This window comes from Bacillus sp. FS02, from assembly GCF_024398395.1.
Lineage (GTDB): Bacteria > Bacillota > Bacilli > Bacillales > Bacillaceae > Bacillus > Bacillus altitudinis.
The window spans coordinates 3,100,396-3,113,226 of sequence record NZ_CP074101.1; the positions used below are offsets into that span (position 1 = coordinate 3,100,396).

14 protein-coding genes are annotated in these 12,831 nt (G+C 42.9%); 13 read left to right on the forward strand and 1 reads right to left on the reverse strand.

Annotated elements, in window-relative coordinates:
- Positions 1–40: 40 nt before the first annotated feature.
- The 5 genes from KFQ09_RS15835 to KFQ09_RS15855 all read left to right on the forward strand — a co-directional run bounded on the left by KFQ09_RS15835 (position 41) and on the right by KFQ09_RS15855 (position 4,583).
- A complete protein-coding gene (locus KFQ09_RS15835) occupies positions 41–649 on the forward strand; it encodes a succinate dehydrogenase cytochrome b558 subunit (RefSeq protein WP_007501622.1) in 609 nt (202 codons plus the stop codon).
- A 37-nt stretch (positions 650–686) separates the two neighbouring features.
- Positions 687–2,447 (forward strand): succinate dehydrogenase flavoprotein subunit, encoded by a 1,761-nt coding sequence (sdhA, locus tag KFQ09_RS15840; RefSeq protein ID WP_008345971.1) that lies wholly within the window; start codon positions 687–689, stop codon positions 2,445–2,447.
- A gap of 1 nt (position 2,448) precedes the next feature.
- A complete protein-coding gene (sdhB, locus tag KFQ09_RS15845; protein WP_008345969.1) occupies positions 2,449–3,213 on the forward strand; it encodes a succinate dehydrogenase iron-sulfur subunit in 765 nt (254 codons plus the stop codon).
- A 123-nt stretch (positions 3,214–3,336) separates the two neighbouring features.
- Positions 3,337–3,795 carry an acyl-CoA thioesterase gene (locus tag KFQ09_RS15850; RefSeq protein ID WP_007501614.1) on the forward strand — a complete coding sequence of 153 codons (459 nt, stop codon included), beginning with the start codon at positions 3,337–3,339 and terminating at the stop codon, positions 3,793–3,795.
- A 71-nt stretch (positions 3,796–3,866) separates the two neighbouring features.
- Positions 3,867–4,583: a biotin--[acetyl-CoA-carboxylase] ligase gene (locus KFQ09_RS15855; protein WP_026050129.1), complete on the forward strand. Its 717-nt coding sequence runs from the start codon at positions 3,867–3,869 to the stop codon at positions 4,581–4,583.
- Between the two features lie 141 nt (positions 4,584–4,724).
- Here KFQ09_RS15855 and KFQ09_RS15860 read toward each other — a convergent pair whose 3' ends face one another.
- Positions 4,725–5,855: a 2-methylaconitate cis-trans isomerase PrpF family protein gene (locus tag KFQ09_RS15860; protein WP_255835815.1), complete on the reverse strand. Its 1,131-nt coding sequence runs from the start codon at positions 5,853–5,855 to the stop codon at positions 4,725–4,727.
- A gap of 135 nt (positions 5,856–5,990) precedes the next feature.
- Between KFQ09_RS15860 and KFQ09_RS15865 the strand changes: the two genes are divergently transcribed.
- From KFQ09_RS15865 to KFQ09_RS15900, 8 genes are all read left to right on the forward strand, one after another.
- The gene (locus KFQ09_RS15865) at positions 5,991–6,851 is read left to right on the forward strand and encodes a LysR family transcriptional regulator (protein ID WP_255835816.1); all 861 of its coding nucleotides are present in this window, start codon (positions 5,991–5,993) and stop codon (positions 6,849–6,851) included.
- Positions 6,852–7,006: 155 nt separating this feature from the next.
- Positions 7,007–8,323 carry a CitMHS family transporter gene (locus KFQ09_RS15870; RefSeq protein WP_017358236.1) on the forward strand — a complete coding sequence of 439 codons (1,317 nt, stop codon included), beginning with the start codon at positions 7,007–7,009 and terminating at the stop codon, positions 8,321–8,323.
- Between the two features lie 206 nt (positions 8,324–8,529).
- Positions 8,530–8,754, forward strand: a complete 225-nt coding sequence (gene gerE, locus KFQ09_RS15875) for a spore germination transcription factor GerE (RefSeq protein WP_003184172.1) — start codon at positions 8,530–8,532, stop codon at positions 8,752–8,754.
- Between the two features lie 149 nt (positions 8,755–8,903).
- A complete protein-coding gene (locus KFQ09_RS15880; RefSeq protein ID WP_007501606.1) occupies positions 8,904–9,344 on the forward strand; it encodes a MarR family winged helix-turn-helix transcriptional regulator in 441 nt (146 codons plus the stop codon).
- Positions 9,345–9,351: 7 nt separating this feature from the next.
- Positions 9,352–10,170, forward strand: a complete 819-nt coding sequence (gene racE, locus KFQ09_RS15885) for a glutamate racemase (RefSeq protein WP_007501604.1) — start codon at positions 9,352–9,354, stop codon at positions 10,168–10,170.
- 101 nt (positions 10,171–10,271) lie between these two features.
- Positions 10,272–11,333 (forward strand): GerMN domain-containing protein, encoded by a 1,062-nt coding sequence (locus KFQ09_RS15890; protein ID WP_035701809.1) that lies wholly within the window; start codon positions 10,272–10,274, stop codon positions 11,331–11,333.
- A 151-nt stretch (positions 11,334–11,484) separates the two neighbouring features.
- A complete protein-coding gene (rph, locus tag KFQ09_RS15895; RefSeq protein ID WP_007501599.1) occupies positions 11,485–12,213 on the forward strand; it encodes a ribonuclease PH in 729 nt (242 codons plus the stop codon).
- A 10-nt stretch (positions 12,214–12,223) separates the two neighbouring features.
- Complete coding sequence (locus KFQ09_RS15900) at positions 12,224–12,826, forward strand: XTP/dITP diphosphatase (RefSeq protein ID WP_255835817.1); 603 nt, start codon at positions 12,224–12,226, stop codon at positions 12,824–12,826.
- The last annotated feature ends 5 nt before the right edge of the window (positions 12,827–12,831 follow it).

The window sequence follows — 12,831 nt, forward strand, 5'->3', positions numbered from 1 at the left end:
TTTTCAAGCAATTGCACTTTTTTTACTAGGGGGTAAAGTAATGTCGGGGAACAAAGAATTTTTTTATCGGAGATTGCATTCTTTGCTTGGCGTCATTCCGGTCGGTCTATTTTTAGTACAGCACTTAGTGATTAACCACTTTGCGACGAATGGACCAGAGGCGTTTAACAAAGCTGCACACTTTATGGAACAGCTTCCATTCAGATATGCACTTGAGCTGTTCGTGATTTTCTTACCACTGATCTATCATGCTGTTTATGGGGTGTACATAGCCTTTACGGCACAAAACAACACGTCTCGCTTCAGTTACTTAAGAAACTGGTTGTTCAGACTGCAACGGATTACAGGTATCATCACATTGATTTTTGTCACTTGGCACGTATGGGAAACACGCATTCAAGCGCAGCTTGGAGCTGAAGTAAACTATGACATGATGGCGAATATTTTAAGCTCTCCATTTATGCTAGGTTTCTATATTGTCGGCGTTTTATCTACTATTTTCCACTTTGCTAATGGCTTGTGGTCATTTGCTGTCAGCTGGGGAATTACAGTTTCACCACGCTCACAAAGAATCTCCACATATGTGACATTAGGTATATTTATAGCGCTTTCATATGTAGGGCTAAGAGCAATTTTCGCTTTTGTTTAAGAGGAAATAGATTAGTAGAAGAGGGAGAGGGGCTACAATGAGTAATTCTAGCATCATCGTTGTCGGAGGCGGCTTAGCTGGTCTCATGGCAACTATCAAAGCAGCAGAAGCGGGAACAGCTGTTAAACTATTTTCAATCGTACCTGTGAAACGTTCGCATTCTGTTTGTGCACAGGGCGGAATTAACGGAGCGGTCAATACAAAAGGTGAAGGAGATTCACCTTATGAGCATTTTGATGACACGGTATATGGCGGAGACTTTTTAGCTAATCAGCCGCCAGTAAAGGCAATGTGTGAAGCAGCGCCGTCCATTATCCACTTACTTGATCGTATGGGTGTAATGTTTAACAGAACACCAGAAGGATTACTGGACTTCCGCCGTTTCGGGGGAACACAGCACCACCGTACAGCATTTGCTGGTGCGACAACAGGTCAGCAGTTATTATATGCACTAGATGAGCAGGTTCGCCGCTATGAAGTAGCAGGGCTTGTGACGAAATATGAAGGCTGGGAATTCCTTGGTGCTGTGTTAGATGACGAGGAAGTATGCCGAGGCATTGTCGCGCAGAACTTGACGACAATGGAAATCGAATCCTTCCGTTCAGATGCTGTCATCATGGCAACAGGAGGCCCTGGTATCGTATTCGGTAAATCAACGAACTCCATGATTAATACTGGATCAGCTGCATCGATCGTTTATCAGCAAGGTGCTCATTATGCTAATGGAGAATTCATTCAAATTCACCCAACAGCGATCCCAGGAGATGACAAGCTGCGTCTCATGAGTGAATCGGCTCGTGGTGAAGGTGGACGTGTTTGGACATATAAAGACGGAAAACCTTGGTACTTCCTTGAAGAAAAGTACCCAGCATACGGGAACCTTGTACCGCGTGACATTGCAACGCGTGAAATTTTCGACGTATGTGTCGAGCAAAAGCTTGGCATCAACGGAGAGAACATGGTATATCTGGATCTTTCTCATAAAGATCCAAAAGAACTTGATATTAAACTTGGCGGTATCATTGAAATATATGAAAAATTCATGGGTGATGACCCGCGTAAGCTTCCAATGAAAATTTTCCCTGCTGTTCATTATTCAATGGGCGGATTATGGGTTGATTATGATCAAATGACGAATATCAAAGGCTTGTTTGCTGCCGGAGAATGTGATTACTCTATGCACGGCGGAAACAGACTTGGTGCAAACTCATTGCTTTCTGCGATTTACGGCGGAATGGTTGCTGGACCAAATGCTGTGAAATACATTAGTGGTCTTGAAAAGTCTGCAGAAGATTTATCATCTGCAACATTCGACAGTGCCGTGAAGAAAGAGCAGGAGAAATGGGACAACATCCTTAGCATGGATGGCACAGAAAATGCATATGTGCTTCATAAAGAGCTTGGAGAATGGATGACGGACAACGTGACAGTGGTTCGTTACAACGAGAAGCTCTTAAAAACAGATCAGAAGATTGAAGAACTGATGGAGCGCTATAAGCATATTAACATCAACGATACAGCTTCATGGAGCAACCAAGGCGCTGCCTTCACGCGTCAGCTTGACAACATGCTTCAGCTGGCACGCGTCATTACGATTGGGGCTTACAACCGGAATGAAAGCCGAGGCGCACACTATAAACCGGAATTCCCAGAAAGAAACGATGAAGAATTCCTAAAAACAACGATGGCTACGTTCAAAGGGAAGAACCAAAAACCTGCATTCCACTATGAGGACGTCGATGTATCGTTAATTGCACCTCGTAAACGAGATTACTCGAAGAAAAAGGTGGAGAAATAAGATGAGTGAAAAAAACACGATTCAATTTATTATCACACGTCAAGATACAGCAGATGGCAAGCCTTATGATGAGGAATTCGAAATCCCTTACCGTCCGAATATGAACGTCATTTCTGCACTCATGGAAATCAGACGTAATCCGGTCAATAAAAAAGGTGAAAAAACAACGGCGATCAACTGGGACATGAACTGTCTTGAAGAAGTATGTGGCGCTTGTTCCATGGTCATTAATGGAACGCCTCGCCAATCATGTACTGCACTGATTGACAAGTTAGAGCAGCCGATCCGTCTTCAGCCGATGAAAACGTTCCCGGTTGTGAGAGACTTGCAGGTTGATCGAAGCCGTATGTTCAATTCATTGAAAAAAGTCAAAGCATGGGTGCCGATCGATGGCACATATGATCTTGGACCTGGACCAAGAATGCCTGAGAAAAAGCGTCAATGGGCGTATGAGCTTTCAAAATGTATGACATGTGGTGTCTGCCTTGAAGCTTGTCCAAACGTGAATGATAAGTCTTCCTTTATGGGCCCTGCACCGCTTTCACAAGTTCGTCTATTTAACGCACATCCGACAGGTGCAATGAATAAGTCTGACCGTTTAGAAGAAATTATGGGTGATGGCGGTCTCGCAAACTGCGGGAACTCTCAAAACTGTGTGCAGGCTTGTCCGAAAGGAATCCCGCTCACAACATCAATTGCAGCACTTAACCGAGATACAACATTACAAGCTTTCCGTAACTTCTTCGGAAGCGATCACGCAGAATAACATCACATTCAGTCCTCCTTGCCAATCATGATGAGTGTTTACAAGAGGCTGGATGCAAAAACATAACAAACGCCTCTTCCAATACGGGAGAGGCGTTTTGTTTGCGAATAAGGAGTGGATCAAATGAGGCTGCCGTCATATATTGAAGAACCGTTTGAAGAGTGGAGGGCATCGTTTCGATTTTATGTGGAAACAACCGTCCGTTTTTCAGAAACGGATATGTTTGGTCACATGAACAATGTCACCCCGTTTGTGTATTTTGAAGAGGCGCGGATTGCCTTCTTTCAAAAAACGGGAATTGTAGATAAACGAATGAAGCGAGCGAGAGAGACGATTACGGTCGTGGCAAACCTTCAATGTGATTACATCAAGCAAGTGGAAATCGGTGAGAGGCTGCGTGTGTATGTAAAGCCAGAAAAGGTTGGATCAAGCTCTCTCATCCTTCATTATTTAGGAGAAAATGAACAGCAAGAACCGTGTTTTACAGGCTCAGTCACGATGGTGCAAATAAGTAAAGACACCGGTGCCCCTGTACCGTTTACAGAAGAGGAAAAAGAGACTTTTCAGGCCCAGCGACATTAAAGAATCACGGTCACATGTTTCATTTTGTTATAATAAAAAGATCATATGAAGATGAAACAAAAGGAGAGCACATGAAGATTTTTCAATACGACACCATTGATAGTACAAATAATGAAGCGAAAAGGCTCATTCAGCAAGGAGAAATCCCTTCATTTGCTGTATATGCCCGGCAGCAGACAGCAGGGAGAGGCAGGCTTGGCAGACCGTGGGAAACGCCTACAGGAAATGTGGCTGTCACGATGACAGTAAAACCGCCAGTAGATATCTCCACCCAATCAACGATTGCCCCGCTGACGGCACTCGCGATTTATGATGTACTCAAACCACTCATGAGAGCAGAGGATCAGCTGGCGATCAAATGGCCAAATGATCTATTGATTAATGAAGCGAAAGTATCTGGCACATTAATTGAAGCAGACCGTAGCGCCATTTACATCGGTGTGGGCATCAATGTAGAGACAAAGCCCGAGCACGTTCCGTATAAAACCGTTTGCCTATCAGAACTGACTGAGGTGAAAGCGGACCAGCTAGTGAAAGATTTGGTAGCGGCCTTTGAAAAATACCATGCACGCTGGCAAATGGAAGGATTTGAAGCCCTCACTGCCCTTTATAACAAACGATTATATCGGCTGAATCAACCGCTTCGTATTTCACTAGATCGTGAAAAGCAAACATGGCAGGAAGGGATTTGCTGTGGTGTGAATCGTTATGGTCATATTCAGTTAAAAGATGATCAAGGACATATAAAAGCCCATTCAGCAGGAGATATTGATGCACCGCCCAATTAGACAATTTCTCGTTCGATGAGTGTGTATAAAACCGTTGCATTCGATGTTAGAACGGATTGCTTTAAGATCTTCACACTGAAAAAAAGACAAAGAGCTAAAATCAGTTCATTTTAGCTCTTTGTCGACATGATGACGTCTCATTTATGCTTCTTTTTTTATTTGAGGTTGAACCATGTAGTCTTTTTTTGTAAAGACCACTCCATCTAGGATTTCTCTTGCGGTTCGAATGACTTTCACTCTATTTTGTGAGATATCAATTTCAGTTTGCATAATACCAGCAGGATGACCAATTCGAAGTGTATCATCTTGACCTTGAAACAGCTGTGCCGGAAGCGTTTGATCCATGAAACAGCTGGCTGACACACAGACAGATCCGGTAATGGCAAGTGCTTGGTGCGGTCTTTGCATCGATAGCATCCGAACAATGATGTCCATATCTGCTGCTCTTCTCAATATTCCATTTGTATCTACATAATCAGCAGGCTCGCTGATGATCGCAAGCTTTGGAACAGCTGGAGACTGTAATGTGGCCAGTTCTTTTGGTGCAAAATGGCACATTTCAACAGCGATGGAACGAATCTCTTCTAAATCATCCAGCAATTCGTCTGTAAACTCCTCAGGCAATTCAGTTCCTTTTAATTGAATATCTTTGGCACGGACAAAGGCGATTGGATTTGCAATGTCAACGATTGAGATCGGAATCTCTCCAAACTTTGTCTGGATCGTATCCATTTTGTTTCCAGTCGGAAAGGTTTTACCTGTGACAGCGCCTTCAGGTTTCTCAAAGGATAAATAAATGGGAGAACCTGTTCCTTTCACTCCTGGAATTTCTGCCTGTCCTTCAAATTTCACTTCTCCGTTCTCGACTTCTACCTCTGCCACAATGATTTTATTCGTGTTGGTATTCAGAATACGTACCGTTGTGACAGGCTCAACTGCTTGGACAAGTCCTTTAATGATGGCATACGGTCCAACTGCTGATGAGATATTCCCACAGTTTCCTTTAAAGTCGACAAATCTTTCATTGATGCTGACTTGTGCAAACGTATAGTTCACATCCACATCTGGACGAGTGGCTTTATCGATAATGGCCACCTTACTTGTTAAAGAATTACCGCCCCCGATTCCATCAACTTGCAGCCGGTCAGGGCTGCCCATAATGTCTAATAGAAATGCTTCGAGCTCATCGTGTTCGTAAGGTGCATCATTTGCTTGAATGAAGACCCCTTTGCTTGTACCGCCTCGCATGATTGTGATTGGAACTTTTCTCATTGCTCTCACCCTCAATTGTTTAGTTACTATTTATCTAATCAAAATGGTAAAGTATAATAAGAAATAAGTTAAATACATTATTTTAAGAGAAACCGATAAAATATTTTTATAACAAGGTCAAAAGGAGGGCACACAATGGATGAGAAAGATTGGCGGTTTTTAAAGGTGCTATATGAAGAGAAGAACATCACAAAAGCGGCAGAAAAATTATTTGTATCGCAGCCTGCCTTAAGTTATCGATTGAAACAGCTTGAAGAGGAATTTGACATGAAGCTTTTCTTTAAAAGAAAGCGAGGCATTGAATTTACATCAGAGGGCGAATACTTGGCTAAATACGCAAATGACATGCTCAAGCAGCTCCAGCAAACGAAAGATGGCATGCTCAATATGCAAAAAAAGGTCAAAGGAACGATCAGGTTAGGGGTGTCGAGTAACTTTGCTCAATATAAACTGCCGGAAATTTTAAGAGAGTTTTCTAAGCAGTATCCACATGTTCAATTTATGGTGAACACAGGATGGAGCACAAAAGTCATGGATTTATTAGGTACATCAAGTGTACATTTAGGGATTTTAAGAGGAGATTACGACTGGAATGGAGAGCGATTTTTGCTTGATAAAGAACGCCTTTGTATCATTTCAAAATCAGAAATACAGCTAAAGGACCTTCCGAAGCTGCCGCTCATTGACTATCACACGGATAGTTCATTAAAAAGATTGATTAACAGATGGTGGCAGGAGACATTCACGATCCCTCCGCTTGTGACAATGGAGACAGACAGGCAAGATACATCAAAAGAGATGGTGAAGCATGGTTTAGGTTATGCCATTGTCCCGGAAATTTGCCTCAGACCAAGTGATGAGCTATTTGTAAAAGGTCTTTCGTATAAAGATGGACAGCCTGTTTTAAGAGATACATGGCTCATGTACCAGCCGGATTCCCTTCATTTGTCTGTTGTGAAAGCATTCATTGAGTTTTTAAGAAGTCAGCAAGGCTAATTATAAAAAAAATTTATTGAATAGACGAAAAAATCGATATTTTCATTATAAAATAAGCTATTATATCCTTGAAATAGAAAGCGCTAACATTTCGGGCCGCAAGTGCAAAAGGGGCGCTTGTGGATCGTGTAAAGAAGAGGATGGAGGGATATGAAGTGCTAGCTATTTTAGGGATCTTGATGGTCGTGACTTTTACATTTCTTATTATGACAAAACGTATGCATCCGGTGGTGGCTCTAACCGTTGTGCCAATCATCTTTGCATTAATTGGTGGATTTTACAGCGGATTAGGGGACATGATGCTTGATGGACTCAAGACCGTTGCACCATCTGCTGCTTTATTGTTATTTGCCATCTTATTCTTCGGTGTCATGCTGGATGCTGGATTGTTTGACCCATTGATTAAACTGATTTTACGCCTTGTGAAAGGCGATCCGGTCAAAATTGCTTTTGGGGTAGCGATTTTGTCTATGCTTGTTGCATTAGATGGTGATGGGACCACAACGTACATGATTACCGTATCAGCTATGCTGCCACTTTTCTTAAGAATTGGGATGAACCCACTGATTTTAGGGACGATTTCATTATTATCACTAGGCATTATGAGCGGAATGACGCCTTGGGGCGGTCCAGCCACTCGTGCGATTGCTGCACTTGGTTTAGATGCAGCGGAATTCTTCATTCCATTACTCCCGACGATGATAGGGGGCGGTCTTTTTATCCTTTTTACAGCGTATGTTCTTGGAAAAAAAGAACGGAAGCGCATTGGGGTTGCCGAGATTCAGTATAAAGAAGAGGTCTCGATCTCTCCTGAATTGGCGGCATCAATTGAAGATGGCGTTGCAGATATGAAGAGACCAAACTTGATTTGGGTCAACTTCTTCCTGACGATTGCTGTCATGGTGACACTTGTATTGGATATCGTACCGATTCCTGTACTCTTTCTCATTGGCTTTGTCATTGCGCTTATGATCAACTATCCAAAAGTTGAAGATCAGCGTGAGCGGATTTTATCGCATGCAGGAAATGCCTTAACGGTCATTACCCTTGTGTTTGCAGCAGGAATTTTCACAGGCATTTTTTCGGGAACAAAAATGGTGGAGTCCATTGCTAACTTGGTCATTTACATGATTCCGGATTCATACAGCTCATTTTTTCCACTCATTGTCGCTTTGACGAGTATGCCATTTACATTTGTTCTTTCAAATGATGCGTATTATTTCGGGGTGCTGCCAATCTTAGCTGAAGCCGGCGCAGCTTACGGAATTGATCCAGTAGAAATTGCGCGCGCCTCTATTATCGGACAGCCTGTCCATTTACTGAGTCCGCTTGTGGCTTCCACATTACTACTTGTGAGTATGCTGAATAAAGATATCGGTGATTTGCAAAAGTACGCACTGCTATGGACCGTACTCACAGCCCTGTTTACAACACTTATTGCTCTTTTAACAGGAGCCATTTCGATATTTTAAAAGCTTGTTTGATCAAGGACGATGTCTCTATAGGGGACTCGTCCTTTTTTGTGCGGTTTGAAGGCGAGGAAATTGGACGCTCATCTGCGGGAATTCTCGATTTTAACGTCACCTACCTCAAGTACCCGGCATATGATATCTCGACTATACAGAATCCCATTCTATAGAGACTAGAGCTCTCACCTTAGCAAGGAGGGTTACAATACTTGAAGGAGAAAGAGTTTCAATCCAAGCCGCTATTAACCAAAAGAGAAAGAGAAGTATTCGAATTGCTCGTCCAAGATAAAACAACAAAAGAAATTGCAAGCGAGCTTTTTATTAGCGAAAAGACTGTTCGAAATCATATTTCGAATGCCATGCAAAAGCTAGGAGTCAAAGGTCGTTCACAGGCCGTAGTCGAGCTTCTGCGTATGGGTGAGCTAGAGCTCTAACGTCAGCCGGTTTTCCTTCCGCACCAGGGAGGAGCCGGTTATTTCTATATGGTTTCCATGAGTCTCTTCTTGCAATTTCATTGAAAAACGAGGAAAATAGGAATGTACGTTTTAATCAAAGTGAGATGCTATAGTGAGGTATCAATGAAATGGAAACGAATGAGTCAGGCCATGTTGCAGAAATTGAAAAATCATTGCGCCATATTGCTGCAATCATTAAGCAAAAAGGCAGAGAAATCCTGAATCAATATACGATTACACCTCCTCAATTTGTAGGGCTTCAGTGGCTTTATGAATTCGGAGATATGACAATAGGTGAGCTATCACAAAAGATGTATTTGGCTTGCAGCACGACAACCGATTTAATTGATCGAATGGAAAAAAGTGAACTTGTTGAACGGGTGAAAGATCCGTCTGACCGCCGCGTGGTTCGCATTCATTTATTGCCTGAAGGTGAGCGGATCATTCAAGAAGTGATTGTCAAACGCCAAGAATACGTCAGTGAACTTCTAGGGGCTTTCTCAGAAGAAGAAGCCATCGTTTTCAACCAATCTTTAACGAAACTACAGCAGCAAATGAAAAGAAAATGAGGCGATTTTGTTGGATCAACCAATCGGCGTGATTGATTCCGGCGTAGGCGGTTTAACCGTTGCGAAGGAAATCATGAGACAACTGCCAAAAGAAAAGATTATTTATGTAGGCGACACAAAACGATGTCCATACGGCCCTCGAGCAGAAGAAGAGGTTCTTCAATATACATGGGAAATGGCGCACTACCTATTAAGACATCATCATATTAAAATGCTTGTCATTGCGTGTAACACTGCGACGGCGATAGCACTTGATGAAATTAAAGCAACACTTGATATCCCGGTCATTGGTGTGATCCAGCCCGGAGCCCGCACAGCGATCAAGGTGACAAACAATCAGCATATTGGCGTCATCGGCACAGTCAATACGATCAAAAGTGAGGCCTATAAAGAAGCACTGCTTTCTTTAAAAGCAGGACTAACTGTTCAAAGTCTGGCATGTCCATTGCTTGTGCCATTTGTGGAAAGTGGTACGTTTTTAGATCATGCAGCAGATGAAGTCGTAAAAGCTTCTCTTGAACCGATGAAAGAAACAGGCATTGATACGCTCATTCTTGGCTGCACGCACTACCCGATTTTAAAAGAACCGATTCAGCGCTTTATGGGCAGTGGCGTCAATATCATTTCATCAGGAGATGAGACAGCGAGAGAAGCGAGCACCATTCTTTCATATAAAGGGCTGTTAAATGATTCGAAGGAAGAGCCTGTTCATACTTTTTATACAACAGGACAGCAACAAAACTTTCAAAACATCGCTCAAGACTGGTTCGGCTACCTGCCAGGAAAGGTCGAAACGGTTTCGCTTGAACACGTATATCAGCAATAACCTACTTCTCATGGAAGTGGGTTATTTTTTTGTGAAAAGGGTCTAATCCTCTAGGGGAGCTCGTATACATACTAGTACAAACCACTAGAGGAGGGTGAAGTATGCTGAAAAAAGGAACTACAGCAGCTGTTACGTGTATTGCGTCAGCCATGCTTTTATCAGGATGCGGATTGTTTCAAACAGACCAAGCGAAAACAGAGATTGATCCACCACAAAATGTCACGTTTGTGAAAGAAAATAAAGAAGAGAAACAAACAGCGAAAGAAGGAAAAGAAGAGAAGCAAGCAGATACAGTCATGAGAGAATTATATTTAATTGATAAAAATGGATATGTTGTGTCTCAATCCATTCCGCTGCCGAAAAACGAAGGAAGTGCGAAACAAACACTTGAATACCTCGTAGACGGGGGACCGATTTCTAACCTGATGCCAAATGGATTCAGAGCCGTGCTGCCGGCGGACACGAGCGTATCTGTCGATATTAAAGATGGCACTGCGGTTGTGGATTTCTCAAATGAATTCAAAAACTATAAAAAAGAAGACGAACAGCGCATTTTACAATCAGTCACTTGGACATTAACGCAGTTTGATTCGGTAGCGAAAGTCAAATTAAAGATGAATGGCCATGAATTAAAAGAGATGCCTGTGAATGGGACACCGATTTCAGATGATTTAAGCAGAGAGGACGGCATTAATATTCAGCACGAGGCTGCGGCTGATATGACATCGACAAAGCCTGTGACCGTCTACTATTTAGCTGAATCTGACAAACAGACGTACTATGTCCCGGTGACCAAAAGAGCACCAAAAGACGATGATGATCCAATTACAGCAGCCATTGATGAGCTCGTCTCTGGGCCAAGCAAAACAAGCCAATTGCTGACAGACTTTGATCAAGATGTGAAGCTGAATGATGTCCCGAAAGTAAAAGACGGTCATGTGACACTAGATTTCAATGAATCCATTTTTGGCAGTGCAGATGAAAAGAAAAAGGTCATTTCACAAAAAGTTCTTGATAGCATTGTGCTGACATTAACAGAGCTGCCAGATGTGAAAAGCGTGTCAGTGAAGGTAAACGGAAAGGCAGAGCTTGTGAACGAAAAAGGAACAGAACTCACAAAGCCAGTTTCAAGACCAGAACAAGTGAATACAGGTAGTTTTTAACGTCACACATTGATATAATGGAGAAAAAGAGGCATGCACATTCGCTGCCTCTTTTTTATTCCAAGCGATTAGAACGGATCGAGGTTGTCAAAGTTAATAGGAGAACCCCGCTGACACCCGCGCGGAATGTATATTGTAACGGAGGTAAAACATGAGATTAGATGAAAGACAATACGACGAATTAAGAAAAATTGAAATACAGGCAGGCTATATTACGCACCCAGAAGGCTCTGTCTTAATCTCAGCGGGAAATACGAAGGTGATTTGTAACGCATCTATCGAGGACCGCGTACCTCCTTTTTTAAGAGGAGAAGGAAAAGGCTGGATTACAGCAGAATATAGCATGCTTCCAAGAGCAACGGCTCAAAGAACGATAAGAGAATCATCTAAAGGAAAAGTCACAGGACGTACAATGGAAATCCAGCGTTTAATTGGACGAGCTCTGCGCGCAGTCGTTGACTTAGAAAAGCTTGGTGAACGCACCATTTGGATTGATTGTGATGTCATTCAAGCAGACGGCGGCACACGCACAGCATCTATTACAGGTGCATTTGTGGCCATGACACTAGCGATTCAAAAGCTTCAATCAGAAGGCGTTTTGAAAGAAAATCCGATCACTGATTATTTAGCCGCGATATCCGTCGGAATTGATTCTAAACAGGGACTTCTGTTAGATTTAAATTATGAAGAAGATTCTTCAGCTGAAGTGGATATGAATGTCATCATGACAGGTGCTGGACGCTTTGTTGAACTTCAAGGCACCGGCGAAGAAGCGACATTCTCAAGAGAACAACTAAACGGACTGCTTGATTTAGCCGAAAAAGGCATCAAAGAATTAATTGAAAAGCAAAAAGCAGTGACAGGAGAAGTTATCGAATAAAGAGAAGGGTTTGATCAAGATGAAAACTGCCATCATCGCAACGCACAATGCGGGCAAAGCGAAAGAATTCAAAGCCATTCTTGAGCCAAAAGGATTCACGGTCAAAACACTAGCGGACATCGGATTTACGGAAGAGATCGAAGAAACAGGACATACCTTTGAAGAAAATGCGATCATCAAAGCCGAGGCCATTCAAGCCAAAGCAGGTGAAATGGTAATTGCAGACGACTCGGGTCTGTCGATTGATTACCTTGGCGGAAAACCTGGCGTCTATTCAGCGAGGTATGCGGGCGAGCATAAAGACGATGCCGAGAACGTGGAAAAGGTGCTAAGTGAGCTGCAAGGCATCGAAAAAGAAGACCGCACTGCTAGATTTAGATGTGCCCTGGCTGTCAGTATACCGGGCAAAGAGACTCAAACGGTAGAAGGATCAGTAGAAGGCTTCATCGCCGAAGAACCGATCGGCGAAAACGGCTTCGGATACGACCCAATTTTCATCGTCAAAGACAAAGACCAGACGATGGCCGAGTTGTCACCAGAGGAGAAAAACAAGATCAGCCATCGAGCGGTCGCGCTTCAAAAGCTTTCATCACTGCTAGACGCAAATGAATAAGGGGG